Origin of the sequence: Pseudomonas sp. D3-10, from assembly GCF_051132175.1 — a bacterium.
Taxonomy (GTDB): domain Bacteria; phylum Pseudomonadota; class Gammaproteobacteria; order Pseudomonadales; family Pseudomonadaceae; genus Aquipseudomonas.
In genome coordinates this window covers 1585260-1611384 of the sequence record NZ_CP071668.1, presented here as the reverse complement: position 1 = coordinate 1611384, position 26125 = coordinate 1585260, and the positions used below count along the sequence as shown (strand labels likewise).

Annotated in this window: 22 protein-coding genes; 7 read left to right on the top strand and 15 right to left on the bottom strand. The window is 59.7% G+C overall.

All coding sequences use genetic code 11. The features are described 5' to 3' along the window. Window positions 1–85: 85 nt before the first annotated feature. From sucD to sdhC, 9 genes are all read right to left on the bottom strand, one after another. Complete coding sequence (sucD, locus tag J3P90_RS07190; protein ID WP_039594137.1) at window positions 86–970, bottom strand: succinate--CoA ligase subunit alpha; 885 nt, start codon at window positions 968–970, stop codon at window positions 86–88. Continuing rightward, window positions 970–2136 (bottom strand): ADP-forming succinate--CoA ligase subunit beta, encoded by a 1167-nt coding sequence (gene sucC, locus J3P90_RS07185; RefSeq protein ID WP_003179235.1) that lies wholly within the window; start codon window positions 2134–2136, stop codon window positions 970–972. Before sucC ends, sucD begins: the two co-directional genes overlap by 1 nt. Window positions 2137–2333: 197 nt before the next feature. Then, window positions 2334–3770, bottom strand: a complete 1437-nt coding sequence (lpdA, locus tag J3P90_RS07180) for a dihydrolipoyl dehydrogenase (RefSeq protein ID WP_420766932.1) — start codon at window positions 3768–3770, stop codon at window positions 2334–2336. Between the two features lie 111 nt (window positions 3771–3881). Further along, complete coding sequence (gene odhB / locus J3P90_RS07175) at window positions 3882–5105, bottom strand: 2-oxoglutarate dehydrogenase complex dihydrolipoyllysine-residue succinyltransferase (protein WP_420766933.1); 1224 nt, start codon at window positions 5103–5105, stop codon at window positions 3882–3884. 42 nt (window positions 5106–5147) lie between these two features. Then, the gene (locus J3P90_RS07170) at window positions 5148–7979 is read right to left on the bottom strand and encodes a 2-oxoglutarate dehydrogenase E1 component (RefSeq protein ID WP_420766934.1); all 2832 of its coding nucleotides are present in this window, start codon (window positions 7977–7979) and stop codon (window positions 5148–5150) included. A gap of 262 nt (window positions 7980–8241) precedes the next feature. Next, window positions 8242–8946: a succinate dehydrogenase iron-sulfur subunit gene (locus J3P90_RS07165; RefSeq protein WP_039594133.1), complete on the bottom strand. Its 705-nt coding sequence runs from the start codon at window positions 8944–8946 to the stop codon at window positions 8242–8244. A gap of 11 nt (window positions 8947–8957) precedes the next feature. Further along, window positions 8958–10730 carry a succinate dehydrogenase flavoprotein subunit gene (gene sdhA, locus J3P90_RS07160; RefSeq protein WP_039594132.1) on the bottom strand — a complete coding sequence of 591 codons (1773 nt, stop codon included), beginning with the start codon at window positions 10728–10730 and terminating at the stop codon, window positions 8958–8960. 3 nt (window positions 10731–10733) lie between these two features. Next, window positions 10734–11102 (bottom strand): succinate dehydrogenase, hydrophobic membrane anchor protein, encoded by a 369-nt coding sequence (gene sdhD / locus J3P90_RS07155; protein ID WP_003179222.1) that lies wholly within the window; start codon window positions 11100–11102, stop codon window positions 10734–10736. After that, complete coding sequence (gene sdhC / locus J3P90_RS07150; RefSeq protein WP_024780620.1) at window positions 11096–11470, bottom strand: succinate dehydrogenase, cytochrome b556 subunit; 375 nt, start codon at window positions 11468–11470, stop codon at window positions 11096–11098. The genes sdhD and sdhC overlap by 7 nt, the downstream gene beginning before the upstream one ends. A gap of 365 nt (window positions 11471–11835) precedes the next feature. On the opposite strand from sdhC, the gene gltA reads away from it, so the two are divergent. Next, a complete protein-coding gene (gltA, locus tag J3P90_RS07145; protein WP_003172803.1) occupies window positions 11836–13125 on the top strand; it encodes a citrate synthase in 1290 nt (429 codons plus the stop codon). Between the two features lie 277 nt (window positions 13126–13402). On the opposite strand, the gene J3P90_RS07140 is transcribed toward gltA, so the two are convergent. The 3 genes from J3P90_RS07140 to J3P90_RS07130 all read right to left on the bottom strand — a co-directional run bounded on the left by J3P90_RS07140 (window position 13403) and on the right by J3P90_RS07130 (window position 16540). Continuing rightward, entirely contained in the window at window positions 13403–15061 is a 1659-nt protein-coding gene (locus J3P90_RS07140; RefSeq protein ID WP_434607175.1) for a cation acetate symporter, read from the bottom strand. After that, entirely contained in the window at window positions 15058–15369 is a 312-nt protein-coding gene (locus J3P90_RS07135; RefSeq protein WP_420766938.1) for a DUF485 domain-containing protein, read from the bottom strand. Before J3P90_RS07135 ends, J3P90_RS07140 begins: the two co-directional genes overlap by 4 nt. Window positions 15370–15685: 316 nt before the next feature. Beyond that, window positions 15686–16540, bottom strand: coding sequence for a glycine betaine ABC transporter substrate-binding protein (locus J3P90_RS07130; protein WP_420766939.1), 855 nt, complete (start codon window positions 16538–16540; stop codon window positions 15686–15688). A 427-nt stretch (window positions 16541–16967) separates the two neighbouring features. Here J3P90_RS07130 and J3P90_RS07125 point away from each other — a divergent pair, with 427 nt between their 5' ends. Beyond that, window positions 16968–18266: a serine/threonine protein kinase gene (locus J3P90_RS07125; RefSeq protein ID WP_420766940.1), complete on the top strand. Its 1299-nt coding sequence runs from the start codon at window positions 16968–16970 to the stop codon at window positions 18264–18266. Then, window positions 18259–19047 (top strand): MlaA family lipoprotein, encoded by a 789-nt coding sequence (locus J3P90_RS07120; protein ID WP_434607178.1) that lies wholly within the window; start codon window positions 18259–18261, stop codon window positions 19045–19047. The genes J3P90_RS07125 and J3P90_RS07120 overlap by 8 nt, the downstream gene beginning before the upstream one ends. Before the next feature lie 129 nt (window positions 19048–19176). On the opposite strand, the gene J3P90_RS07115 is transcribed toward J3P90_RS07120, so the two are convergent. After that, the gene (locus tag J3P90_RS07115; protein ID WP_420766942.1) at window positions 19177–20091 is read right to left on the bottom strand and encodes a DUF808 domain-containing protein; all 915 of its coding nucleotides are present in this window, start codon (window positions 20089–20091) and stop codon (window positions 19177–19179) included. Between the two features lie 131 nt (window positions 20092–20222). Between J3P90_RS07115 and J3P90_RS07110 the strand changes: the two genes are divergently transcribed. Continuing rightward, on the top strand, window positions 20223–20831 hold the full coding sequence (locus J3P90_RS07110) for a TetR/AcrR family transcriptional regulator (protein ID WP_420766943.1): 609 nt from the start codon (window positions 20223–20225) through the stop codon (window positions 20829–20831). 138 nt (window positions 20832–20969) lie between these two features. On the opposite strand, the gene J3P90_RS07105 is transcribed toward J3P90_RS07110, so the two are convergent. Both J3P90_RS07105 and J3P90_RS07100 read right to left on the bottom strand, forming a co-directional pair. Beyond that, window positions 20970–21428, bottom strand: a complete 459-nt coding sequence (locus tag J3P90_RS07105; protein WP_434560081.1) for an REP-associated tyrosine transposase — start codon at window positions 21426–21428, stop codon at window positions 20970–20972. A gap of 202 nt (window positions 21429–21630) precedes the next feature. Then, entirely contained in the window at window positions 21631–22071 is a 441-nt protein-coding gene (locus J3P90_RS07100) for a GlcG/HbpS family heme-binding protein (RefSeq protein WP_434676024.1), read from the bottom strand. 266 nt (window positions 22072–22337) lie between these two features. Between J3P90_RS07100 and gcl the strand changes: the two genes are divergently transcribed. The 3 genes from gcl (at window position 22338) to J3P90_RS07085 (ending at window position 25978) form a co-directional block, all read left to right on the top strand. Continuing rightward, a complete protein-coding gene (gcl, locus tag J3P90_RS07095; RefSeq protein WP_434676023.1) occupies window positions 22338–24113 on the top strand; it encodes a glyoxylate carboligase in 1776 nt (591 codons plus the stop codon). A 30-nt stretch (window positions 24114–24143) separates the two neighbouring features. Next, window positions 24144–24926, top strand: coding sequence for a hydroxypyruvate isomerase (gene hyi, locus J3P90_RS07090; protein WP_434607185.1), 783 nt, complete (start codon window positions 24144–24146; stop codon window positions 24924–24926). Window positions 24927–25087: 161 nt separating this feature from the next. Further along, window positions 25088–25978, top strand: coding sequence for a 2-hydroxy-3-oxopropionate reductase (locus tag J3P90_RS07085; RefSeq protein ID WP_420766948.1), 891 nt, complete (start codon window positions 25088–25090; stop codon window positions 25976–25978). Window positions 25979–26125: the final 147 nt, after the last annotated feature.

The window sequence follows — 26125 nt, the reverse complement described above, 5'->3', positions numbered from 1 at the left end:
AAGGGCAAACGCGATCCAATGCCAGAAACGACAAAGGCCACCCGAAGGTGGCCTTTGTTGCTGAAACAAAAAAGTCAGCCGAAGCTTACTTCTTCATTTCCCAGCCAGTCAGCTCGGCCAGGGCCTTGCCGATGTCTGCCAGCGAACGCACGGTTTTCACGCCTGCGTCTTGCAGCGCAGCGAACTTCTCGTCAGCAGTGCCTTTGCCGCCAGAGATGATTGCGCCAGCATGGCCCATGCGCTTGCCCGGAGGAGCAGTCACACCAGCAATGTAGGAAACAACCGGCTTGGTCACGTTGGCCTTGATGTAGGCTGCGGCTTCTTCTTCAGCGGAACCGCCGATCTCACCGATCATGACGATCGCTTCGGTCTTCGGGTCTTCCTGGAACAGCTTCAGGATGTCGATGAAGTTGGAGCCTGGGATCGGGTCACCGCCGATGCCGACGCAAGTCGACTGACCGAAACCGGCGTCAGTGGTCTGCTTCACGGCTTCGTAAGTCAGGGTACCGGAACGGGAAACGATACCGACCTTGCCTGGCAAGTGAATGTGACCTGGCATGATGCCGATCTTGCATTCGCCTGGAGTGATCACGCCTGGGCAGTTAGGGCCGATCAGGGTGATACCCAGTTCGTCGCACTTGACCTTGGCTTCCAGCATGTCGATGGTCGGGATGCCTTCGGTGATGCAAACGATCAGCTTGATGCCGCCGAACGCTGCTTCAAGGATGGAGTCCTTGCAGAAAGGAGCTGGAACGTAGATCACGCTGGCGGTGGCGCCAGTGGCCGCTACGGCGTCTTTCACGGTGTTGAAGACAGGCAGGCCCAGGTGTTCGGTGCCGCCCTTGCCCGGAGTTACGCCGCCAACCATCTGGGTGCCGTACTCGATGGCTTGCTGGGTGTGGAAACTACCTTGCGAACCGGTAATGCCCTGGCAGATAACCTTGGTGTCTTTGTTGATCAGGACGCTCATTATTTGCCCTCCGCAGCTTTAACGACTTGTTGAGCAGCGTCGGTCAGGCTGGTAGCAGCGATGATGTTCAAACCGCTTTCTGCCAGTACTTTAGCGCCCAGCTCAGCGTTGTTGCCTTCGAGGCGAACAACAACCGGGATTTTCACGCCGACTTCTTTCACGGCGCCGATGATGCCTTCGGCAATCATGTCGCAACGAACGATGCCGCCGAAGATGTTGACCAGTACTGCAGCGACGTTGGTGTCGGACAGGATGATCTTGAACGCTTCGGTAACGCGTTCCTTGGTAGCACCGCCGCCCACGTCGAGGAAGTTGGCTGGCTTGCCGCCGTGCAGGTTGACGATGTCCATGGTACCCATGGCCAGGCCGGCACCGTTGACCATGCAGCCGATGTTGCCTTCCAGGGCTACGTAGTTCAGTTCGAACTTGGCAGCGTGCGCTTCGCGCGGATCGTCTTGCGACGGATCGTGGAAAGTCTTCAGCTTAGGCTGACGGTACATGGCGTTGGCGTCGATGTTGATCTTGGCATCGAGGCAGTGCAGATCGCCGTCGGCCTTGATCACCAGCGGGTTCACTTCCAGCAGTGCCAGGTCGTGGTCCTGGAACAGCTTGGCCAGGCCTACGAAGATCTTGGCGAACTGAGTGACCTGCTTACCTTCCAAGCCCAGCTGGAATGCCAGCTCGCGACCCTGGAACGGCTGTGCGCCAACCAGTGGATCGATGGTGGCCTTGAGGATTTTCTCAGGGGTGTCGTGAGCGATTTTCTCGATGTCCACGCCACCTTCGGTGGAAGCCATGAACACGATGCGGCGGCTCGAACGGTCAACGACAGCGCCCAGGTACAGCTCTTTAGCGATATCAGTGCACGATTCAACCAGGATCTTGGTGACTGGCTGACCGTTGGCGTCGGTCTGGTAGGTCACCAGACGCTTGCCCAGCCACTGCTGTGCGAAGGCTTTGGCGTCTTCTTTGCTGCGAACCAGCTTGACGCCGCCCGCTTTACCGCGACCACCGGCGTGAACCTGGGCTTTGACGACCCATTCGCTGCCGCCGATTTTGTCGCAAGCTTCTGCTGCCGCTTCCGGGGTGTCTACAGCGTAGCCGGTGGATACTGGCAGGCCGTACTCAGCGAACAGCTGCTTACCCTGATACTCGTGAAGATTCATGCTTATTACCGTCTTCGTTAGGTACTGCGCATTCGGTGCTGCACCGTTGTGGTGCCGCACCACCTGTGACTGCTGCTTGCGTAGCGTTCCGGTCAACCGGTGCTGCTACGCAAGACTGCGTCCAGCGGACATTCCGCGGTGAGTCTTGCACGCAAGGCTCACGACGGGCCGATACCGCCGTGGTTTCTTATTATCTATTAACGCTTCTTGCGGTTGGCCACGTGGATGGCGCCGCCATTCACAGCTAGGGCCGCTTCGTGCAACGCTTCGGACAGGGTCGGATGGGAGAAGACCATCATGCCCAGGTCCTCGGCGCTGGTGCCGAATTCCATACCGATCGCGCCTTGCTGGACCAGCTCGGCAGCGCTTGGGCCGATGACGTGAACGCCCAATACGCGATCCGTCTTGGCATCGGCGATGACTTTCACGAAACCACCGGTATCGTTGGCTGCCATGGCACGGCCACTGGCGGCGAACGGGAAGGTGCCGACGTTAACTTCAACGCCTTCGGCTTTCAAGGCCTGCTCGGTTTTACCAACCCATGCGATTTCCGGGTGGGTGTAGATAACCGATGGGATCAGGTCGTAGTTCATCTGGGCCTTGTGGCCTTTGATGCGCTCGACGACCATGATGCCTTCTTCGGAAGCCTTGTGGGCCAGCATCATGCCGCGAACCACGTCGCCGATGGCGAAGACGCCCGGTACGGCGGTTGCGCAATGGTCATCGACCGCGATGAAACCGCGCTCGTCGATTTCCACGCCGCAATCGGCGGACAGCAGGTCGGTGGTCACTGGACGACGGCCGACGGCCACGATCAGCTTGTCAAAGGTGATGGTCTGTTCGCCGTTGGCGTCGGTGTAGTTCACCACGACTTCGTCGCCGTTGACCTTGGAGCCGGTCACGCGGGCGCCCAGTTTGATGTCCAGGCCTTGCTTGGTCAGGGTCTTCAGCGCTTCCTTGGAAACCGCGGCGTCGGCGGCCATCAGGAAGGTGTCGAGGGCTTCGAGCACGGTCACTTCAGCGCCCAGGCGCGACCATACCGAACCCAGCTCGAGGCCGATCACGCCAGCGCCGATCACGCCCAGGCGTTTTGGCACGGTCTGGAATTCCAGGGCGCCGGTGGAATCGACGATCACGTTCTGGTCGACTGGAGCAGGCGGGATATCGATCGGACGCGAGCCCGGCGCCAGGATGACGTTTTCGGCTTCGATCACTTCAACCGAGCCGTCCGGCTTGGTCACTTCGACTTTCTTGCCCATCAGCAGCTTGCCGTGGCCTTCGATGGAGGTCACGCCGTTGGCCTTGAACAGGGTGGCGACACCGCTGGTCAGGTTCTTGACGATGCCAGCCTTTCGGCCAACCATCGCGGCGACGTCCATTTTCACTTCACCGGTAGAGATACCGTGAACGTTGAAGCTTTCTTTCGCTTCCTTGTATTTCCAGGAGCTGTCCAGCAGCGCCTTGGAAGGAATGCAACCGACGTTCAGGCAAGTACCGCCCAAGGCCTGTTTGCCTTCCTTGTCGGTGTATTTCTCGATGCAGGCAGTGGTAAGGCCCAGTTGCGCAGCCTTGATGGCCGCTACGTAGCCACCAGGGCCCGCACCAATCACTACCACGTCGAATTTCTGAGTCATGAGTCATTCCTTTTCGAATCAAACCGGACGATCACTTGTGATGACCGTCGAGGGACGAAACCGGTTGTTTCAGCAAGAGGCCGGTCGACAGACCGGCCCTCGCGGCGAAAATCAGATATCCAGCAGCAGACGAGCCGGGTCTTCAAGCAGGTTCTTGATGGTTACCAGGAACGTCACGGCTTCTTTGCCGTCGATCAGGCGGTGATCGTAGGACAGTGCCAGGTACATCATCGGACGAATCACGACCTGACCGTTGATCGCCATCGGACGCTGCAGGATGTTGTGCATGCCCAGGATAGCCGCTTGCGGCGGGTTGACGATCGGGGTCGACATCATCGAACCGAATGTACCACCGTTGGTGATGGTGAACGTACCGCCGGTCATCTCTTCGATGGACAGCTTGCCGTCACGGGCCTTCTTGCCGAAGGTAGCGATGCCGCCTTCGATTTCGGCCAGGCTCATCAGCTCGGCGTTGCGCAGGACCGGAACCACCAGGCCACGGTCGCTGGAGACCGCAACACCGATGTCGGCGTAGCCGTGGTACACGATGTCGGAACCGTCGATCGACGCGTTGACGGCCGGGAAGCGTTTCAGAGCTTCGGTGGCAGCCTTGACGAAGAACGACATGAAGCCCAGGCGTACGCCGTTGTGGGACTTCTCGAACAGGTCCTTGTACTTCGAACGCAGGGCCATGACTTCGGTCATGTCGACTTCGTTGAACGTGGTCAGCATCGCCATGTTCGACTGGGCTTCAACCAGGCGCTCGGCGACCTTGGCACGCAGGCGGGTCATCGGAACGCGTTTTTCAACGCGGTCACCGGCAGCGAACACTGGCGCGGAAGCGGCAGGCGCGGCTGGCTTGGCCGGGGCAGCGGCTGGAGCGGCTTTCTTGGCGGCAACGGCTGCAACCACATCTTCCTTGGTCACGCGACCGCCTTTGCCGGTACCGGCAACGGAAGCGATGTTGATGCCGTTTTCTTCAGCCAGCTTGCGAGCGGCCGGAGCGGCGACTGGATCGTCTTCGCCCGAGGCAGCAGGCGCGTCGGCTTGAGCAGCAGCCGGTGCGGCAGCGGCGGCTGGAGCGGCGGCGGCAGCACCGCCCTCTTCGATGGAGCCCAGGACTTCAGCGGACAGCACGGTGTCGCCTTCGTTCTTGACGATAGCGCCCAGGACGCCGTCAGCTTCGGCCAGTACTTCCAACACGACCTTGTCGGTTTCGATGTCGACGATCAGTTCGTCGCGCTTGACCGCGTCGCCCGGTTTTTTGTGCCAGGTGGCAATGGTGCCATCGGCAACCGATTCCGGGAAAGTGGGGGCTTTGATCTCGATAGCCATTATCTGTGGTTCCTTAAATTCGGTTTCAGGTGCGCGAAGGCATTAAACGGTAAAGGCATCTTGCAGCAGTTTTTCCTGCTGCTCGGCGTGCATCGATGCATAACCACAAGCAGGTGCCGCAGACGCATCACGGCCGGCATATTCAAGGCCCAGGGCCTTGTTATGGTTGCCGATGCTGCGACGCAGGTGATGCTGGCTGCTGTACCACGCGCCTTGGTTCATCGGTTCTTCCTGACACCACACCACATGGGTGAGGTTGGTGTAAGGCGCGATGGCCTCCATCAGGTCCTCTTCCGGGAACGGGTAAAGCTGCTCGATACGCACGATGGCGATGTCTTCGCGGCCTTCGGCACGACGTTTTTCCAGCAGGTCGTAGTAGACCTTGCCGCTGCACAGGATCAGGCGAGTCACCTTCGCTGCGTCCAGGGTATCGATTTCCGAAATGACGGTCTGGAACGAGCCTTCGGCCAGGTCTTCGAGCGTGGAAATCGCCAGTTTGTGACGCAGCAACGACTTCGGTGTCAGCACGATCAGCGGCTTGCGCAGCGGACGGATGACCTGACGACGCAGCAGGTGGTAGATCTGCGCCGGGGTCGTTGGTACGCAAACCTGGACGTTGTGCTCGGCGCACAGCTGCAGGTAACGCTCCAGACGTGCCGAAGAGTGCTCCGGCCCCTGCCCTTCATAACCGTGTGGCAACAGCATGGTCAGGCCGCAGAGACGACCCCACTTGTGCTCGCCGCTGGTGATGAACTGGTCGACAACCACCTGGGCACCGTTGGCGAAGTCGCCGAACTGGGCTTCCCAGATCACCAGCGCATTCGGCTCGGTGGTGGAATAGCCATATTCGAACGCCAGGACGGCTTCTTCGGACAGCAGCGAATCGTACAGGTCGAAACGTGGCTGGCCCTTGTACAGGTGTTGCAGCGGGATGTAGGTGCTGGCGTCTTTCTGGTTGTGCAGCGCCGCGTGACGGTGCGAGAAAGTGCCGCGGCCTACGTCCTGGCCGGTGATGCGAATCGGGTGACCTTCGAACGCCAGGGTCGCGTACGCCATGGTTTCGGCGTAACCCCAGTTGATCGGCAGGCCGCCGGCTTGCATCTTCTGCCGGTCTTCGTAGATCTTCGCGACCTGACGCTGGACCACAAAGCCTTCCGGGATTTCCAGCAGCTTGGCGGACAGTTCCTGCAAGGTCTTGAGATCGAAGCGCGTGTCGTGACGAGCGGTCCAGGCGTGGCCCAGGTAAGGACGCCAGTCCACGAACAGTTCCTTGTTCGGTTCCTTGACCAGGCTCTTCACAACGTGCAGGCCGTTATCCAGGGCGTTGCGATATTCATCGACTTTTTCCTGGACGCGCTCGGCATCCAGAACACCGCTCTGGGTCAGGCGCTCGGCGTACAGCTCACGAGTGGTGCGCTGCTTGGCGATCTGCTGGTACATCAGCGGCTGGGTGCCGCTTGGCTCGTCGGCCTCGTTGTGGCCGCGACGACGGTAGCAGACCAGGTCGATCACCACGTCGCGCTTGTACTGCATGCGGTAGTCGATGGCCAGCTGGGTCACGAACAGCACGGCTTCCGGGTCATCGCCATTCACATGGAGAATCGGCGCCTGGATCATTTTCGCGACGTCGGTTGCGTACTCGGTGGAACGCGAGTCCAGCGGGTTGCTGATGGTGAAACCGACCTGGTTGTTGATGACGATGTGAACCGTACCACCGGTCTTGAAACCGCGGGTCTGGGACATCTGGAAGGTTTCCATGACCACGCCTTGACCGGCGAATGCCGCGTCACCGTGGATGGAAATTGGCAATACCTTCTCACCGGTCGGATCGTTGCGACGATCCTGACGCGCACGGACGGAACCCTCGACCACCGGGGAAACGATTTCCAGGTGGGACGGGTTGAACGCCATGGCCAGGTGGACTTCGCCACCTGTGGTCATCACGTTGGACGAGAAGCCCTGGTGATACTTCACGTCACCGGAACCCAGCTCGACCTTCTTCTTGCCTTCGAACTCGTCGAACAGCTCGCGTGGGTTCTTGCCGAAGGTGTTGACCAGTACGTTCAGGCGGCCACGGTGGGCCATGCCGATGACGACTTCCTTGGTGCCGTAGGAACCGGAGCGCTGGATCAGCTCGTCCAGCATCGGAATCAGGCTTTCGCCGCCTTCCAGGCCGAAACGCTTGGTGCCTGGGTATTTGGTGCCCAGGTATTTTTCCAAGCCTTCACCGGCGGTGACGCGCTCGAGCAAGTGGCTCTTGATGTCGGCGGAGTACGTCGGACGGCCACGAACGCTTTCCAGACGCTGCTGGAACCACTGGCGCTGCTCGGAATCGGTGATGTGCGTGAATTCAGCGCCGATGGTGCGGCAATATGTCTGCTGCAACGCTTCGTGAATTTCGCGTAGGCTCGCTTCCTCTTTGCCGATGAACAGGTCGCCGGCACGGAAGGTCGTATCAAGATCGGCATTGGTCAAGCCGTAATGAGTGATCGACAGGTCTGCAGGAGCAGGACGCTGCCACAGCCCCAGCGGGTCCAGCTGGGCTGCCTGGTGGCCACGCATCCGGTAGGCCTGGATCAGTCGCAGCACTTCAACTTGCTTCTTCTCATGCTCGGAGCTCACGCTGCCGGCGGAAACCGGTTGAGCGCGGCGCTGGTTCTTTGCCAGCAGCACGAAATGATCGCGAATCGTCGAGTGCGAAACATCGGTGGCAGAGTTACCGTCAGCCGGCAACTTCTGAAAGTAGGTGCGCCATTCTTCTGGCACAGCGTTAGGGTCGTGCAGGTAGAGCTCGTAGAGCTCTTCCACATAGGCAGCGTTACCACCGGAGAGGTGGGCACTGTTCCACATGCGCTGCATCACGCTTTCTTGCATGCTTGGTCACCCTCGATTAGGGGAACACCACCGGCGAAAACACCGAGCAAACTTGCAGAAGTCCGAGTGCAGCGACTAAAACAAGCCACTTAGGATCACGCTGATAGTCCGGGTACCAGCCCGGATGCCCCTGCTTGTCTCATTTCTTCAAAATAAGAACGACCGCTTTGTGAGCGGCTGTTCTGGTTATAGCCAGGACGTGGGTTGAAGCCCACGCCCTCGCCTCTACGGGTACAGCGGTTCTACGGGTACAGCAGCTGAATCACACGCCGTTTTGCAGCAGCATGTTACGTACGTGACCGATGGCCTTAGTCGGGTTCAGGCCTTTCGGGCAGACGTTGACGCAGTTCATGATCCCGCGGCAGCGGAATACGCTGAACGGGTCATCCAGTGCGGCCAGACGCTCGGACGTCTTGGTGTCACGGCTGTCTGCCAGGAAGCGGTACGCTTGCAGCAGGGCGGCCGGGCCCAGGAATTTGTCCGGGTTCCACCAGAAGGATGGGCACGAGGTCGAGCAGCAAGCGCACAGGATGCACTCGTACAGACCGTCGAGCTTTTCACGCTCTTCAGGGGACTGCAGACGCTCGATGGCCGGAGCCGGCGTGTCGTTCTGCAGGAATGGCTTCACCTTCTCGTATTGCTTGTAGAAGATGCTCATATCGACGACCAGGTCACGGATGACCGGCAAACCTGGCAGCGGACGAACGATCAGCTTGTTGCCCTTGACCACAGCCGACAGCGGCGTGATGCAGGCCAGGCCGTTCTTGCCGTTGATGTTCATGCCATCGGAGCCACAAACGCCCTCGCGGCACGAGCGACGATAGGAAAAACCTTCGTCCTGCTCTTTGATCAAGGCCAGCACGTCCAGCACCATCAGGTCTTTACCACCGGTATCGACCTGGAAGTCCTGCATGAACGGCGCGGCGTCCTGATCAGGGTTGTAGCGATAAACACTGACTTGCAACATAGCGGTCACCCTTAATAAGTCCGGACTTTTGGTTCGAAAGTCGGAACAGTCTTCGGCGAGAAGTTCACGGCACGCTTGGCGACGCGTTTTTCACCTGGGAAGTACAAGGTGTGGCACAGCCAGTTTTCGTCGTCACGGTCTTCGAAGTCTTCGCGGGCGTGGGCACCACGGGACTCTTTGCGCACTTCTGCGGCGATGGCGGTGGCTTCGGCCACTTCCAGCAGGTTCTGCAGCTCCAGCGCTTCGATACGCGCAGTGTTGAACGCCTGCGACTTATCGTTGATCTTCACGTTGGCGATTCGTTCACGCAATTGTGCGAGCTGGGCAATACCCTTCTGCATGTACTCGCCGGTACGGAACACACCGAAGTAGTTCTGCATGCAGCTTTGCAGCTCGCGGCGCAGGGTGGCGACGTCTTCGCCTTCGGTGCGCTCGTTGAGGCCAGCCAGACGCTTGAGGGCCACGTCGATGTCGGTGTCGCTGGCGTCGCGGTATTCGATACCGTCGGTCAGCGCTTTTTCCAAGTGCAGGCCGGCAGCGCGGCCGAACACCACCAGGTCGAGCAGCGAGTTGCCGCCCAGGCGGTTGGCACCGTGTACCGATACGCAAGCCACTTCACCCACGGCGAACAAGCCAGGGATGATTTCGTCCACGCCTTCGGCGTTCTGAGTGATTGCCTGGCCATGAATGTTGGTGGCAACGCCGCCCATCATATAGTGGCACGTTGGAACCACTGGAACCGGCGCAACGACTGGGTCGACGTGAGCGAAGGTCTTCGACAGCTCGCAGATACCTGGCAGGCGGCTGTGCAGCACTTCCTCGCCAAGGTGGTCGAGCTTGAGCATCACGTGGTCGCCATTCGGGCCACAGCCGTTGCCGGCGATGATCTCTTTAACCATCGAACGAGCCACGACGTCGCGACCGGCAAGGTCCTTGGCGTTCGGAGCATAACGCTCCATGAAACGCTCGCCGTGCTTGTTGATCAGGTAACCGCCTTCACCACGGCAGCCTTCGGTGACCAGTACACCAGCGCCGGCGATGCCGGTCGGGTGGAACTGCCACATTTCGATGTCTTGCACCGGCACGCCAGCACGCAGGGCCATGCCAACGCCGTCACCGGTGTTGATCAGGGCGTTGGTGGTGGAGGCGTAGATACGGCCTGCACCGCCGGTCGCCAATACGGTGGCTTTCGAGCGGATGTAGGTGGTTTCGCCGGTTTCGATGCAGATCGCGATCACACCGACGAACGCGCCGTCCTGGTTTTTCACCAGGTCAACGGCGTAGTACTCGTTCAGGAACGTGGTGCCGGCTTTCAGGTTGCCCTGATAAAGGGTGTGCAGCAGAGCGTGACCGGTACGGTCGGACGCCGCGCAAGTACGCGCAGCCTGGCCGCCCTTGCCGTAGTCCTTGGACTGGCCACCGAACGGACGCTGGTAGATGCGGCCGGTTTCGGTACGCGAGAACGGCAGGCCCATGTGGTCCAGCTCGAACACAGCGGCCGGGCCTTCTTGACACATATATTCGATAGCGTCCTGGTCACCGATGTAGTCGGAACCCTTGACGGTATCGTACATGTGCCAGCGCCAGTCATCGTTCGGGTCGGCCGAAGCGATGGCGCAGGTGATGCCACCCTGGGCGGACACGGTATGCGAACGGGTCGGGAAAACCTTGGTGATCACGGCAGTCTTGTGACCGCCCTGTGCCAGTTGCAGCGCAGCGCGCATGCCAGCACCGCCACCACCAATGATGATGGCGTCGAAAGAAATCGTTGGAATGTTAGCCATGAATCAGATACCCCAAAGAATCTGCACACCCCAGACGAAGTAAGCGAACATCGCAACGCCGCATACTGCCTGGAAGAGGAAACGTACGGCAGTCGCCGACTTGCCGAACGCCATCTGCGTCAGGTAGTCGGTCGCGATGGTCCACATGCCGACCCAGGCGTGGGCGCCCAGTGCGACAAGTGCCAACAGACTGAAGATACGCATCCAGTTGTTTGCAAACAGTTCATGCCATTGGGCGTAGCCCAGGCCGGGGTTGGCGACTACATATCCAATCAGAAAGATGAAATAAGCCGCGAGAACGACCGCAGACACACGCTGCGCCATCCAGTCATACAGGCCAGAACGCGAGAGGTTCGTGACGTTGGTTACCATATCCAGACTCCTGCCAGAACGATTACCACCACCGAAACGGCGATAACGATTTTCGAGCCCAGCTTGCCGCCTTCCAGCGTCTCACCGATGCCCATGTCCATGATCAAGTGGCGCACACCGGCGACCAAGTGATACAGCAAGGCGGACAGGATGCCCCAAATCACTAGCTTGGCTAGCGGACTGGTCAGACACGCTTTCACCTGACCGAAGCCTTCTTCCGAATCGAGCGACTTGTCCAATGCATAAAGCATGATGGCCAGGCTGACGAAGAGGATGACACCGGAAATACGGTGAAGAATGGACGTGTAAGCAGTGACTGGGAGTTTGATGGTCCTTAGGTCTAGGTTTACAGGTCGTTGGCTTTTCACGGCTTTTTTTTCACACTGAAGAGCCCCTAACAATCAGGGCAAAGTTGTTGGGGCGCGCACTGGTCAGGTACTCACCACCCAGGGAGTGACGACCCCCAAGAAAGCAGGCCCAAAAGCCCCTGGCGGTCGGTGGCCGAGTATAGACAGTTAGGCTACTAATGACAACGCGTTCACCTTCCCCTAATAGCGCATTGCACATATGAGGCAAAAGGCGTAAACGGCAGGCAATTTCGCGGAAAAAGTCCGGTTAAAGCCTTCTGGAGCAAGACTTTAGGCAAATTGACATTCGGATTTATCTCACTATAGTGGTGCGGGCCCTGCGTGGGGGGTCTGTCTGATGATTCCAAGCATTAATAGGAGGCCACATGGCTGACAAAAAAGCGCAGTTGATCATCGAGGGCGCAGCCCCCGTCGAGCTGCCCATTTTAACCGGCACCGTTGGTCCCGATGTAATCGACGTACGGGGCCTGACGGCCACGGGCCGTTTCACCTTTGACCCAGGTTTCATGTCGACCGCCTCGTGCGAATCGAAAATCACCTATATCGACGGCGACAACGGCATCCTGCTGCACCGCGGCTACCCGATCGAGCAACTGGCTGAAAAATCGGACTACCTGGAAACCTGCTACCTGCTGCTCAACGGCGAATTGCCGACCGCAGAGCAAAAGGCCCAGTTCGTCAGCACCGTGAAGAACCACACCATGGTTCATGAACAGTTGAAGACCTTCTTCAACGGCTTCCGTCGCGATGCCCACCCGATGGCCGTCATGTGCGGCGTTGTCGGTGCCCTCTCGGCCTTCTACCACGACTCCCTGGACATCAATAACCCCCAGCATCGCGAAATCTCCGCGATCCGCCTGGTGGCGAAGATGCCGACCCTGGCAGCCATGGTCTACAAGTACTCCATGGGCCAGCCCATGATGTACCCGCGCAACGACCTGACCTATGCAGAGAACTTCCTGCATATGATGTTCAACACCCCGTGCGAGATCAAACCGATCAGCCCGGTGCTCGCCAAGGCCATGGACCGGATCTTCATCCTCCACGCCGACCACGAGCAGAACGCCTCCACGTCCACCGTGCGCCTGGCCGGTTCGTCGGGTGCCAACCCGTTCGCCTGTATCGCCGCCGGTATCGCCGCGCTCTGGGGCCCTGCCCACGGCGGTGCGAACGAAGCGGTACTGACCATGCTCGATGAAATCGGCGATGTCTCCAACATCGACAAGTTCATCGCCAAGGCCAAGGACAAGAACGATCCGTTCAAGCTGATGGGCTTCGGTCACCGGGTCTACAAGAACCGCGACCCACGCGCCACCGTCATGAAGCAGACCTGCGACGAAGTGCTCAAGGAACTGGGGATCAAGAACGATCCGCAACTCGAACTGGCCATGCGCCTGGAAGAGATCGCCCTGACCGACCCGTACTTCATCGAGCGCTCGCTCTACCCGAACGTCGACTTCTACTCGGGGATCATCCTCAAGGCGATCGGCATTCCAACCAGCATGTTCACCGTGATCTTCGCCCTGGCGCGGACCGTGGGCTGGATCTCCCACTGGAAGGAAATGCTCTCCAGCCCGTACAAGATCGGCCGCCCACGCCAGCTGTACACCGGCTACGAGTCGCGTGACATCACCAAGCTGGAAGACCGCAAGTAAGACCTGCCTTGCGATAGGTCCCAAGCTGCACTGAAACAGCCCCCGCTTCTTATATAAGAGCGGGGGCTGTTTTGTTTATGCCTCTTTTAATCTGATCCGGTAGCTGCATTGACAGACCCGGCGCCATCGCGAGCAAGCTCGCTCCCACAGGATGAACGTGCTCCAGTGTGCGAGCGAGCTTGCTCGCGATGGGGGCAGGCCTGCCTTCCATAAACCTTACACAAAAAAATACCCCAGCCTCTCGACCGGGGTATTTCTTCAAGCACTTACCTCTGCATCAGTGGTTCACCGCCCCACTCGCCCCCAGGCCAGTCTGCGAACGCACGAACTGCGGGAAGAACAGCGCCCGCTCGTTGACGCCTTCGGCCGACTTGTCGGTAACGGAGAAGAACCAGATGCCAACGAACGCGATGATCATCGAGAACAGCGCAGGGTATTCGTACGGGAAGATCGCCTTCTCGTGACCCATGATCTGTACCCAGATGGTCGGGCCGAGCACCATCAGGCCCACGGCACTGATCAGGCCCAGCCAGCCACCGACCATGGCGCCACGGGTGGTCAGCTTCTTCCAGTACATCGAAAGCAGCAGCACCGGGAAGTTGCAGCTTGCCGCGATGGAGAACGCCAGGCCCACCATGAACGCGATGTTCTGCTTCTCGAACAGGATGCCCAGGCCGATCGCCAGCACTGCCAGGGCAATGGTGGTGATCTTCGAGACGCGAATCTCGTCCTTCTCGTTGGCCTTGCCCTTCTTGATCACGCTGGCATACAGGTCATGGGACACCGCCGAAGCACCGGCCAGGGTCAGGCCCGCTACCACCGCCAGGATGGTCGCGAACGCCACCGCCGAAATGAAGCCCAGGAAGATGCTGCCGCCAACCGCGTTGGACAGGTGCACCGCCGCCATGTTGTTGCCGCCCAGCAAGGCACCTGCCGCGTCCTTGAAGGCCGGGTTGGTGCTGACCAGCAGGATCGCGCCGAAGCCGATGATGAAGGTCAGGATGTAGAAGTAGCCGATGAAGCCAGTGGCATACAGCACGCTCTTGCGAGCTTCCTTGGCGTCGCTCACGGTGAAGAAGCGCATCAGGATGTGTGGCAGGCCAGCGGTACCGAACATCAGCGCCAGGCCAAGGGAGAAGGCCGAGATCGGATCCTTCACCAAGCCGCCGGGGCTCATGATCGCCTCGCCTTTAGGGTGAACCTTGACCGCTTCGGCGAAGAGCATGTTGAAATCGAAGTTGACGTGCTTCATCACCATCAGGGCCATGAACGACGCACCCGACAGCAACAGCACCGCCTTGATGATCTGCACCCAGGTCGTCGCCAGCATGCCGCCGAACAGTACATAGAGGCACATCAGGATGCCGACCAGGATCACCGCAACGTGGTAGTCCAGGCCGAACAGCAGCTGGATCAGCTTGCCGGCACCGACCATTTGCGCGATCAGGTAGAACGCCACCACCACCAGCGAGCCGCTGGCGGACAAGGTGCGGATCTGGGTTTGCCCGAGGCGATAGGACGCCACGTCGGCAAAGGTGTATTTACCCAGGTTACGCAGGCGCTCGGCGATCAGGAACAGGATGATTGGCCAGCCCACCAGGAAGCCGATGGAGTAGATCAGGCCATCGTAGCCGGAGGTGAATACCAGCGCGGAAATCCCAAGGAAGGACGCCGCCGACATGTAGTCGCCCGCAATCGCCAGGCCGTTCTGAAAGCCGGTGATCTTGCCGCCGGCCGCATAGTAGTCGGCCGCCGAGTTGTTTTTCTTGGAAGCCCAGTAGGTGATGTACAGGGTCGCGCCCACGAAGGCCACGAACATCAAGATAGCCGGGACGTTGAGGGGTTGTCTCTGCACGGCGCCGGTCAGGGCGTCAGCCGCCCAGGCACCCGGTGCAAATGCTGCAATGCTCAAAAGAGCCAGTAGACGCCGGATCATTGCTGAGCCTCCTTGAGAATCGCATTGTTCAGGTCGTCGAATTCGCCGTTGGCGCGTCGCACGTAGATGCCGGTCAGGACGAAGGCCGACAGAATCAAGCCAATCCCGATAGGGATACCCCAGGTGATGGTCGACTCGGGCGACATCTTGGCCCCGAGAATATGCGGCCCATAGGCGATCAGAAGAATGAAGCCGGAATACAGCCCTAGCATGATCGCCGAGAGAATCCAGGCGAACTTCTCTCGCTTTTTCACCAGCTCCTTGAAGCGCGGGCTGTTTTGAATCGAGAGGTAAATGCTGTCGTTCATTGTTTTTATCCTCGCAGCACAGATTTATTTGGTACCGCTCTACTCTATGCGGCTGAAGGCCAGGTTCCAGACGACCTTAGTATTAGAACGACATGACGGTTGCGCCAGTTTTCCGCACATTTCCATACTCACCCTCCTGTGGGAGCGAGCTTGCTCGCGATAGCGGTGTGTCTGCTTGCATCTCTGTTGAATGTTGCGTCGTCATCGCGAGCAAGCTCGCTCCCACAGTGTTTTGAGGAGAAGCCAGGAATCGCGGGCACAAAAAAGCCGCATGACACAACGTCATGCGGCTTTTGGAACAGTCAAACCAGGCCGATTACTTGCCGGTCCACTCCTTCACGCGGTCCGGGTGCTTGGCGACCCAATCCTTGGCGGCGGCGTCCGGCTTGGCGCCTTCCTGGATTGCCAGCATGACTTCGCCGATTTCGTCTTTCGAGGCCCACTGGAACTTCTTCAGGAATTCGGCCACTTCTGGCGCCTTGGTGCCCAATTCCTTGCTGCCGATGCTGTTCACGGTTTCAGCCGCGCCGTAGACGCCTTTCGGGTCATCCAGGAAGCGCAGTTTCCACTTGGCGAACATCCAGTGCGGCACCCAACCGGTGACGGCGATGGACTCGTTCTTTTTCTCGGCACGGGTCAGCTCGGCGATCATGCCGGCGCCGGAACTGGCCTTGAGTTGATAGCCGGTCAGGTCGTAGTCCTTGATGGCCTGGTCGGTCTTGAGCATTACGCCTGAACCGGCGTCGATGCCAACGATGCGCTTCTTGAAGGAGTCATCGGTCTTCAGGTCTTCGAGCGACTTGGCCTTGACATACTCCGGTACGATCAGGCCGATCTTCGCGTCCTTGAAGTTGGGACCGTAGTCGACGACCTGGTCTTTGTTCTTCGTCCAGTAATCGCCGTGGGTCACCGGCAGCCAGGCCGACAGCATCGCATCGAGCTTGCCGGTGGCAACGCCCTGCCACATGATCCCGGTCGCGACAGCCTGCAACTTCACATCGTAGCCAAGTTTTTGCTTGATCACTTCGGCGGCCACGTGAGTGGTCGCAACGCTGTCGGACCAACCGTCAACGTAGCCAATGCTCAGGGTTTTGGTTTCGGCGCTGGCCAAGGTGGAGCTGATCGCCAGTACCAGTGCGGCACCTGCGCCCAAGAGTCGTCGCATCTTCATCGTTACTTCCCCGAAAGTGCTGCGCCCGGCGGATGCCGAGCGGCTTCAACGTATTGTTATGGTGCCCAGCGCCCCCATCACGCTCGCCTGCAAACCGCTCCGAACGCCAGTGGAGTACTGACCGACTGATCATCAACCTGCGCCGATCTGGAACCTGCTCTGTCTGCGACGCCGAAGCAGCGAGAAACGACATCAGAAAGCCAGCAACCCATCTAACCGGTTTAGCAGGGTCATTTTCGCCCAAACTTTGCATGCCAGTACCAGGAAGCTGGCGGCTCCACTAGCCGCCTCCACGCTCCAACGTGTATTGTCCCGCTACTGTCGCGCCTCGCACGCGCTTGTTTTGCAGCCGTCATGGCACTTGGCTTCACTTCGATGGTCATAGGCTGCGAACCTCATTCGGCACCTTCCTCTAAGGGATCCAGTCATGCTCCGTTCCTTGCGCTTCGCTGCCCTCCTCGGCGGCCTTATCCTGAGTGCGTCCGCGCTGGCGGTGGATGTCGACGCCGCCAGCTATGGCTACCCCCTGACCAACCCGTTCGAGGCGACGATCGCGACAACGCCGCCAGACCTTAGACCGGAACTGCCGCTGAACGAAGACATCGACCAGGCGGACTACAACGTCACCCTGCGCCCCGAACGGGAGTTCATCCTGCCGGACAATTTCTGGCCGGTGAAAAGCCTCACCTACCGCATGGCCACCCAGGACAAACCGGCGCCGCTGATCTTCCTGATCGCCGGCACCGGCGCGCGGTATGACAGCACGCTCAACGAATACCTCAAGCGCCTCTATTACAAGGCCGGTTACCACGTGGTGCAGCTGTCTTCGCCCACCAGCTTCGACTTCATGAGCGCCGCTTCGCGCTTCGCCACACCGGGCATCACCAAGGAAGATGCCGAAGACATGTATCGAGTGATGCAGGCCGTGCGCGCGCAAAATCCAAAAGTGCCCGTGACCGAGTACTACCTGACCGGCTACAGCCTCGGCGCACTGGACGCAGCGTTCGTCGCGCACCTGGACGAAACCCGACGCAGCTTCAACTTCAAGAAAGTGCTGCTGCTCAACCCACCGGTGAACCTCTATACCTCGATCACCAACCTGGACAAGCTGGTCCAGACCGAGGTCAAGGGCATCAACAGCACCACCACGTTCTATGAACTGGTCCTGAACAAGCTGACCCGCTACTTCCAGCAAAAAGGCTACATCGACCTCAACGATGCGCTGCTCTACGATTTTCAGCAGTCCAAGCAGCACTTGAGCAACGAGCAGATGGCGATGCTGATCGGCACGTCGTTCCGTTTCTCGGCGGCCGACATCGCCTTCACTTCGGATTTGATCAATCGTCGCGGCCTCATCACCCCGCCCAAGTTTCCGATCACCGAGAGCACCAGCCTGACGCCCTTCCTCAAGCGCGCGCTGCAATGCGACTTCGATTGTTATCTCACCGAGCAGGTGATCCCGATGTGGCGAGCACGCACTGACGGCGGCAGCCTGCTGCAACTGGTTGACCAGGTCAGTCTCTATGCACTGAAGGATTACTTGCAGGCCAGCCCGAAGATCGCGGTCATGCACAACGCCGACGATGTGATCCTCGGCCCGGGTGACCTGGGCTTCCTGCGCAAGACCTTTGGTGATCGCCTGACGGTCTACCCGCTGGGCGGCCATTGCGGCAACCTTAACTATCGCGTCAACAGCGACGCCATGCTGGAGTTCTTCCGTGGCTAAATACCTCCTGCTGATCGCCGCGTTAATGAGCGCGGGCATGGTCCACGCCGATAACAGCAAGGCCGACGCGCCTGTGGTGGTGGACTCGGACGGCTTCAAGGAGCCGCTGACCAAACTCAAGTTCAACCCGGGCCTGGATCAACGGGAATTCGAACGCTCGACGCTCAACGCGCTGAACGTCTACGACCCGTTGGAATCCTGGAACCGACGCGTCTACCACTTCAATTACCGCTTCGACCAGTGGGTGTTCCTGCCCGTGGTCGACGGCTATCGCTACATCACCCCAACCTTTGTGCGCACCGGGGTCAGCAACTTCTTCAATAACCTGGGGGACGTGCCGAACCTGATGAACAGCCTGCTGCAATTCAAGGGCAAGCGTTCGATGGAAACCACGGCGCGGCTGCTACTCAACACCACCGTCGGCATCGCCGGCCTGTGGGACCCGGCCACCGCCATGGGCCTGCCGCGCCAGAGCGAAGACTTCGGCCAGACCCTTGGCTTCTACGGCGTACCGGGCGGCGCGTATTTCGTGCTGCCGATTTTCGGCCCTTCGAACCTGCGCGACACGTCGGGCTTGTTGGTGGACTACACGGCGGAATCGGCGATCAACTTCCTCAACGTGTCGGAGGTCAGCTCCAACCACCCGGAACTGTTGTTGCTGCGCGGCGTGGACAGGCGCTACCAGACGAGCTTCCGCTACGGCCAGCTGAATTCGCCGTTCGAGTATGAAAAGGTGCGGTACGTGTATACCGAGTCGCGGAAGTTGCAGATCGCCGAGTAACGTTCGCCCCCAAAAAACACTGTGGGAGCGAGCCTGCTCGCGAAGGCGTCGTGTCAGTTTACGAATAGTCGTCTGACACGCCGCCTTCGCGAGCAGGCTCGCTCCCACAGTTGCTTAGTGTTGGCGGCCCTAGCCTTTCAGCGCTTTCCAGATTTTGCCCACGACGAGCACACCCGCCAACACCATCGCCCCCGCGACAATTCCCGCCACCGCATTGAGCAGCATTGGCACGATGAACCCGGCGCCACCGGCACTCGCGGCAACGCCTTCGATCCAGTGATGCACCGCCGGCACGCCATGGGTGAGGATGCCGCCGCCCACCAGGAACATCGCTGCCGTGCCGATCACCGACAGGCTTTTCATCATGTAAGGCGCTGCGCGCAGGATCGCCCCGCCAATGCTCTTGGCGGCCTGCCCTGGCTTCTGGGTCAGCCACAAGCCCAGGTCATCGAGCTTGACGATTCCCGCCACCAGGCCGTAGACGCCGACGGTCATGACAATGGCGATGCCCGACAGCACGATCACCTGCTGGGTCAACGGCGCATCGGCAACAGTGCCGAGAGTAATGGCGATGATCTCCGCCGAGAGGATGAAGTCGGTACGCACCGCGCCCTTGATCTTGTCCTTTTCGAAGGCGACCAGATCGACCGCTGGATCCGCCACCGCCTCGACCAGTTGCGCGTGTTCGGCCTGGTCCTCGGACTTGCTGTGAAGGAATTTGTGGGCGAGTTTTTCGAACCCTTCGAAACACAGGTAGGCGCCGCCGACCATCAACAGCGGCGTCACCAGCCAAGGGACGAAGGCACTGATGGCCAGCGCCGACGGCACCAGGATCAGCTTGTTGATAAAGGATCCCTTCGCCACCGCCCAGACCACTGGCAGCTCCCGCTCGGCACGCACGCCTGACACCTGCTGGGCATTGAGCGCCAGGTCATCGCCCAGCACGCCGGCGGTTTTCTTGGCGGCCATCTTGGTCATCAATGCCACATCGTCGAGCACGGTAGCGATGTCGTCGATCAAAACCAGCAAACTGCTTCCAGCCATGGGGGGCTCCTTGAACAAATAATGCTGCGAAGCATAGCGCGAACCACGCATCCTAGGGGCATTCTTGAGCGTCGCGCGAGGCCGGTGCTACCATGCGCAACCGCCAGAACCGGCAAGGAAACCCAGGGTTTATGAGCACTATCCGCGAGCGCAACAAAGAACTGATCCTGCGTGCCGCCAGCGAAGAATTTGCCGACAAGGGCTTCGCCGCGACCAAAACCAGCGACATCGCGGCCAAGGCGGGCCTGCCCAAACCCAACGTCTACTACTATTTCAAGTCCAAGGAAAACCTCTATCGCGAGGTCCTGGAAAGCATCATCGAACCCATCCTCCAAGCCTCGACACCGTTCAACGCCGATGGCGAGCCGGGCGAAGTGCTGAGCCACTACATCCGCTCCAAGATCCGTATCTCACGCGACCTGCCCTTCGCCTCGAAAGTCTTCGCCAGCGAAATCATGCACGGCGCCCCGCACCTGAGCGCGGACCTGGTGGAACAGCTCAACGCCCAGGCCCGGCACAACATCGACTGCATCCAGACCTGGATCGACCGCGGCCAGATCGCCCCCCTCGACCCCAACCACCTGATGTTCAGCATCTGGGCCGCCACCCAGACCTACGCCGATTTCGACTGGCAGATCAGCGCCGTGACCGGCAAGGCCAAGCTGGATGAAGCGGATTACGAAGCGGCGGCGCAGACGATTATCCGGTTGGTTTTGAAGGGGTGTGAGCTGGATCGCTAGCTAGGCTGGGGACCGAGTCGCCATTATCGCGAGCAGGCTCGCTCCCACACGAGACTCAGGTTGCTTGCAGATTCTTTTTTCACCACAAAACCCCTGTGGGAGCGAGCCTGCTCGCGATGAAGGCAACTCGATATCCAGTCAAAGCCAAATGGCATCCCAGAGCGGATAGTCACCAAGCCTTTTCACCAACCCTGCCCGCAAGGGGTTGCAGATGACATAGCGAGCCATGAACACCAAATCTTCATCTCGCCGCAATGCCCGGTCATGAAACCCCTGCTGCCAAAGGCTGATTTTATTGTCCAAGCGTAGGTTTACCGCTTTGGTGCTCAATGATTTGGTCCGTTGCATCAACTCACTCAAAGATCCCTTGCGCAACTCGATCAGCCAATGGAAGTGGTCAGGCATGACCACCCAAGCCAATGAATCGGCCCAGCCTTGCTCCTGAGCTTTTCGAAATTGATCAACCACCAACCTCCCCAAAATAACGTCTTTGAAAATGGGGGCACGGCCAAGTGTGTTGGTGGTCAGTAAATAGATCCGGCTGGATTCAGCGTAGCGGCCGAGGCGCAGTCGATGTGAAGCAGGTAAACCAGGCATTCCTTGCCCCTTCAATGATCTGACTCACCGGGAAGGCTAGACCTGCGGATGCCTGGGTGGGAGGCAGACTTTTAGCTGGATGTGTCTGCAGGATCGCCATCGCGAGCAGGCTCGCTCCCACACACGGGGTTTGCGGTGTTCAGACATCGCGTGTCCCAACATCAACCCTGCTCGCGATGGCGCCAGTCCATTCACCCCATCATCAAGCAACCATCCCGGCATCCGCTTTCAACGCCGAAGCCTCCACCGCCTTCATCGCCACCTGCTCGTCCACATCCGAAACATCCCCGCTGATTCCCATCGCCCCCAGCACCTTCCCGGCCTGATCCCTGATCAACACCCCGCCCGGGGCCGGCACGATGTTGCTTTGGCCCAAGCCATTCAAAGCGGCAAAGAACGCTGGGCGTTGCTGGGCGTCCTGGGCGAGAAGCCGCGAGCCTTTGCCCAGGGCGATGGCCCCCCAGGCCTTGCCGATGGCGATCTGCGGGCGAAGCAGGCTGGCGCCGTCTTCGCGTTGCAAGGCAACCAGGTGCCCGCCGCTGTCCAGGACCGCGACGGTCAGGGGTGCGGCGCTTATTTCACGACCGATGGCAAGGGCTTGCCCAGCCAGGTCGAGGGCGATTTTCAAAGTCAGAGCGCTCATGGGTGCTGTCCTTCTTTTGTCATGGGAAAGCCTCGGGCTTCACTTTGCAGCAAAACCGAACCCCACAAATAGAACACAACACATTATATTTTTGTATACAATAATTTTCGCAAACCCACCTTATTCAGCGAATAGCCGTTATAAACCAGCTCGGCCGACGAATGAAACAGCTGCTTGAGGAAAGGGATTGACCTGCGCCATCCGCCGTGAATAAACTCTTCGCACAGCCACTTGTATACAATTACAAAACGTAAGAGGCACAAATAATGAGCAAAATGAGAGCAATCGAAGCCGCCGTTCTGGTGATGCGCCGTGAAGGCGTGGACACCGCCTTCGGCATCCCGGGTGCTGCGATCAACCCGCTGTACTCCGCCCTGCAGAAGGTGGGTGGCATCGATCACGTCCTTGCTCGCCACGTTGAAGGTGCCTCGCACATGGCCGAGGGCTACACCCGGACTAAGGCCGGCAACATCGGCGTGTGCATCGGCACCTCGGGCCCGGCTGGTACGGACATGGTGACCGGCCTCTACAGCGCGTCGGCCGACTCGATTCCGATCCTGTGCATCACCGGACAAGCGCCCCGCGCCCGGATGCACAAGGAAGACTTCCAGGCTGTGGATATCACCAGCATCGTCAAGCCAGTGACCAAGTGGGCCACCACTGTCCTGGAACCCGGCCAGGTGCCCTATGCCTTCCAGAAGGCTTTTTATGAAATGCGCTCCGGCCGTCCCGGCCCGGTGCTGATCGACCTGCCGTTCGACGTACAGATGGCCGAGATCGAATTCGACATCGACGCCTACCAGCCGCTGCCCCTGGCCAAACCCGCGGCCAACCGCGTGCAGATCGAGAAAGCCCTGGCAATGCTCAATCAGGCCGAGCGCCCCTTGCTGGTGGCCGGTGGCGGCATCATCAACGCCGATGCCAGCGACCTCCTGGTGGAATTCGCTGAGCTGACCGGCATCCCGGTCATTCCTACGTTGATGGGCTGGGGCACCATCCCCGACGATCACCCGTTGATGGTCGGCATGGTCGGACTGCAGACCTCGCATCGCTATGGCAACGCTACGTTGCTCAAGTCTGACGTCGTGCTGGGCGTCGGCAACCGCTGGGCCAACCGTCACACCGGTTCGGTGGATGTCTACACCGAAGGCCGCACGTTCATTCACGTCGACATCGAACCCACCCAGATCGGCCGTGTATTTACCCCCGACCTGGGCATCGTCTCCGACGCCGCTTCGGCCCTGACCGTGTTTATCGAGGTGGCCCGTGAATGGCAAGCGGCCGGCAAGCTGAAGAACCGCACCGCCTGGCTGCAGGACTGCCAGCAACGCAAGGCCAGCCTGCAGCGCAAGACCCACTTCGACAACGTGCCGGTCAAGCCGCAGCGTGTCTACGAGGAAATGAACCAGGTGTTCGGCAAGGACACCTGCTACGTCAGCACCATCGGCCTGTCGCAGATCGCCGGGGCGCAGTTTCTTCACGTCTACAAGCCACGCCATTGGATCAACTGCGGCCAGGCCGGTCCCTTGGGCTGGACCATCCCAGCCGCCCTGGGAGTGGTCAAGGCCGATCCGAACCGCAAAGTCGTAGCGCTGTCGGGCGACTATGATTTCCAGTTCATGATCGAAGAATTGGCGGTGGGCGCGCAGTTCAAGCTGCCGTACATCCATGTCGTGGTGAACAATTCCTACCTGGGCTTGATCCGCCAGGCCCAGCGCGGTTTCGACATGGACTACTGCGTGCAGCTGTCGTTCGACAACCTCAATGCCCCGGAACTCAACGGCTATGGCGTTGACCACATCGCCGTCGCTGAAGGCCTGGGCTGCAAGGCTCTGCGAGTGTTCGAACCGTCTGGCATCCAGCCGGCACTGCGCAAGGCTCAGGAAATGATCAAGGAATTCAAGGTGCCGGTGATCGTCGAGATCATTCTGGAACGCGTGACCAACATTTCCATGGGCACCGAGATCAACGCCGTCAATGAATTTGAAGACCTGGCGCTGGTAGGCAACGATGCACCTACGGCCATCTCATTGCTCGACTGACCGAGTGCCAACTATCCACAGGAGACAACCATGCCGCGTTTCGCCGCCAACCTGTCCATGCTGTTCACCGAACAGGATTTTCTCGCCCGTTTCGAAGCGGCCGCCAAGGCCGGTTTCAGTGGAGTCGAATACCTGTTCCCCTACGATTACAGCTCTGCAGAACTCAAGGCCCTGCTCGACGCCAACGGCCTGACCCAGGTGCTGTTCAACCTGCCGGCCGGCAATTGGGCCGACGGTGAGCGCGGCATTGCTTGCCTGCCGGACCGAGTCGAAGAGTTCCGCGCCGGGGTCGATCTGGCGATCGCCTACGCAAAAGTGTTGGGCAATACCCAGGTCAATTGCCTGGCCGGGATTCGTCCACAGAAGTGCGACGAGGCACTGGCGGAAAAAACCTTCGTCGCCAATCTCAAATACGCCGCCGAAAAGCTGCAAGGCGAAGGCATCAAGTTGGTCATGGAAGCCATCAATACCCGCGACATCCCGGGCTTCTACCTGAACAACACGGCCCAGGCCCTGTCGATCCGCGAGCAGGTGGGCAGCGCCAATCTGTTCCTGCAATACGACATCTACCACATGCAAATCATGGAAGGCGACCTGGCCAGGACCCTGTCGGCGCACCTGGGCGAGATCAACCATGTGCAATTGGCGGACAACCCGGGCCGCAACGAGCCGGGCACCGGCGAGATCAACTACCGCTTCCTGTTCGAACACCTGGATCGCATCGGCTACCAGGGTTGGATCGGCTGCGAATACAAGCCGCTCACTACGACCGAAGCAGGTTTGGGCTGGTTGAAAACCCATAACGCAATCTGACTGGCGAGAGCTCGTGTGGCGAGGGAGCTTGCTCCCGCTCGGCTGCGAAGCAGACGCATGTTTTTTCACCGATGGATTTCTGGGGCCGCTTCGCGGCCCAGCGGGAGCAAGCTCCCTCGCCACAGAGTCCGTGGGCACTTTAATAAGAGAGGATTTTTCTCATGGCTAAAATCGGATTCATCGGCACCGGCATCATGGGCCACCCAATGGCTCTCAACCTGCAAAAAGCCGGTCACAGCCTGTTCCTGACCCAGCACCACGACGCCGCCCCGGCCGATCTCGTGGCCGGTGGCGCGGTGGCATTGGCCAATCCTCGGGAAGTCGCCCAGGAAGCCGAATTCATCATCGTCATGGTCCCGGACACGCCACAGGTCGAGGACGTGCTGTTTCGCGCCGATGGCGTCGCGGCCGGCGTGGGTGCGGGCAAGGTAGTGATCGACATGAGCTCGATCTCGCCGACCGCCACCAAGACCTTCGCGGCGAAAATCAATGAAAGGGGCGCGCAGTACCTTGACGCCCCGGTGTCTGGCGGCGAAGTCGGCGCCAAGGCCGCGACCCTCAGCATCATGGTCGGTGGCGACAACGCTGCCTTCGAACGAGCCTTGCCGCTGTTCCAGGCCATGGGCAAGAACATCACCCTGGTCGGTGGCAACGGCGACGGCCAGACCGCCAAAGTGGCGAATCAGATCATCGTTGCCCTGAACATCCAGGCCGTGGCCGAAGCCCTGTTGTTCGCCTCGAAAAACGGTGCCGACCCCGCCAAGGTCCGTGAAGCGCTGATGGGTGGTTTCGCTTCGTCGAAGATCCTCGAAGTCCACGGCGAGCGCATGATCAAGGGCACCTTCGACCCGGGCTTCCGCATCAGCCTGCACCAGAAGGACCTGAACCTGGCCCTGCAAGGCGCCAAGGAACTGAACATCAACCTGCCCAACACCGCCAACGCCCAGCAAGTGTTCAGCACCTGCGCGGCCATCGGCGGCAGCAACTGGGACCACTCGGCGTTGATCAAAGGGCTGGAGCATATGGCGAATTTCTCGATTCGCGACAACTGACACTCAAATAACCCTGTGGGAGCGAGCTTGCTCGCGATAGCGGTCGTTCAGTCAGCATCATTGTTGGTTCTGAAATAGCCATCGCGAGCAAGCTCGCTCCCACAGGAGTCTGCGTTGCCCTCAAATAACAAGAATCTCGGGAGCCCG

Excerpts from the sequence above, each read along its gene's own strand:
- J3P90_RS07110 (WP_420766943.1), top strand. The coding sequence starts at position 20,223 with ATGAGCACTATCCGCGAGCGCAACAAAGAACTGATCCTGCGTGCCGCC.
- sdhD (WP_003179222.1), bottom strand. The coding sequence starts at position 11,102 with ATGGTAACCAACGTCACGAACCTCTCGCGTTCTGGCCTGTATGACTGG.
- J3P90_RS07165 (WP_039594133.1), bottom strand. The coding sequence starts at position 8,946 with ATGTTGCAAGTCAGTGTTTATCGCTACAACCCTGATCAGGACGCCGCG.
- J3P90_RS07130 (WP_420766939.1), bottom strand. The coding sequence starts at position 16,540 with ATGAAGATGCGACGACTCTTGGGCGCAGGTGCCGCACTGGTACTGGCG.
- J3P90_RS07135 (WP_420766938.1), bottom strand. The coding sequence starts at position 15,369 with ATGAACGACAGCATTTACCTCTCGATTCAAAACAGCCCGCGCTTCAAG.
- J3P90_RS07105 (WP_434560081.1), bottom strand. The coding sequence starts at position 21,428 with ATGCCTGGTTTACCTGCTTCACATCGACTGCGCCTCGGCCGCTACGCT.
- gltA (WP_003172803.1), top strand. The coding sequence starts at position 11,836 with ATGGCTGACAAAAAAGCGCAGTTGATCATCGAGGGCGCAGCCCCCGTC.
- sdhA (WP_039594132.1), bottom strand. The coding sequence starts at position 10,730 with ATGGCTAACATTCCAACGATTTCTTTCGACGCCATCATCATTGGTGGT.
- gcl (WP_434676023.1), top strand. The coding sequence starts at position 22,338 with ATGAGCAAAATGAGAGCAATCGAAGCCGCCGTTCTGGTGATGCGCCGT.
- hyi (WP_434607185.1), top strand. The coding sequence starts at position 24,144 with ATGCCGCGTTTCGCCGCCAACCTGTCCATGCTGTTCACCGAACAGGAT.
- J3P90_RS07085 (WP_420766948.1), top strand. The coding sequence starts at position 25,088 with ATGGCTAAAATCGGATTCATCGGCACCGGCATCATGGGCCACCCAATG.
- sucC (WP_003179235.1), bottom strand. The coding sequence starts at position 2,136 with ATGAATCTTCACGAGTATCAGGGTAAGCAGCTGTTCGCTGAGTACGGC.
- J3P90_RS07170 (WP_420766934.1), bottom strand. The coding sequence starts at position 7,979 with ATGCAAGAAAGCGTGATGCAGCGCATGTGGAACAGTGCCCACCTCTCC.
- sucD (WP_039594137.1), bottom strand. The coding sequence starts at position 970 with ATGAGCGTCCTGATCAACAAAGACACCAAGGTTATCTGCCAGGGCATT.
- J3P90_RS07125 (WP_420766940.1), top strand. The coding sequence starts at position 16,968 with ATGCTCCGTTCCTTGCGCTTCGCTGCCCTCCTCGGCGGCCTTATCCTG.
- J3P90_RS07100 (WP_434676024.1), bottom strand. The coding sequence starts at position 22,071 with ATGAGCGCTCTGACTTTGAAAATCGCCCTCGACCTGGCTGGGCAAGCC.
- J3P90_RS07140 (WP_434607175.1), bottom strand. The coding sequence starts at position 15,061 with ATGATCCGGCGTCTACTGGCTCTTTTGAGCATTGCAGCATTTGCACCG.
- J3P90_RS07115 (WP_420766942.1), bottom strand. The coding sequence starts at position 20,091 with ATGGCTGGAAGCAGTTTGCTGGTTTTGATCGACGACATCGCTACCGTG.
- odhB (WP_420766933.1), bottom strand. The coding sequence starts at position 5,105 with ATGGCTATCGAGATCAAAGCCCCCACTTTCCCGGAATCGGTTGCCGAT.
- lpdA (WP_420766932.1), bottom strand. The coding sequence starts at position 3,770 with ATGACTCAGAAATTCGACGTGGTAGTGATTGGTGCGGGCCCTGGTGGC.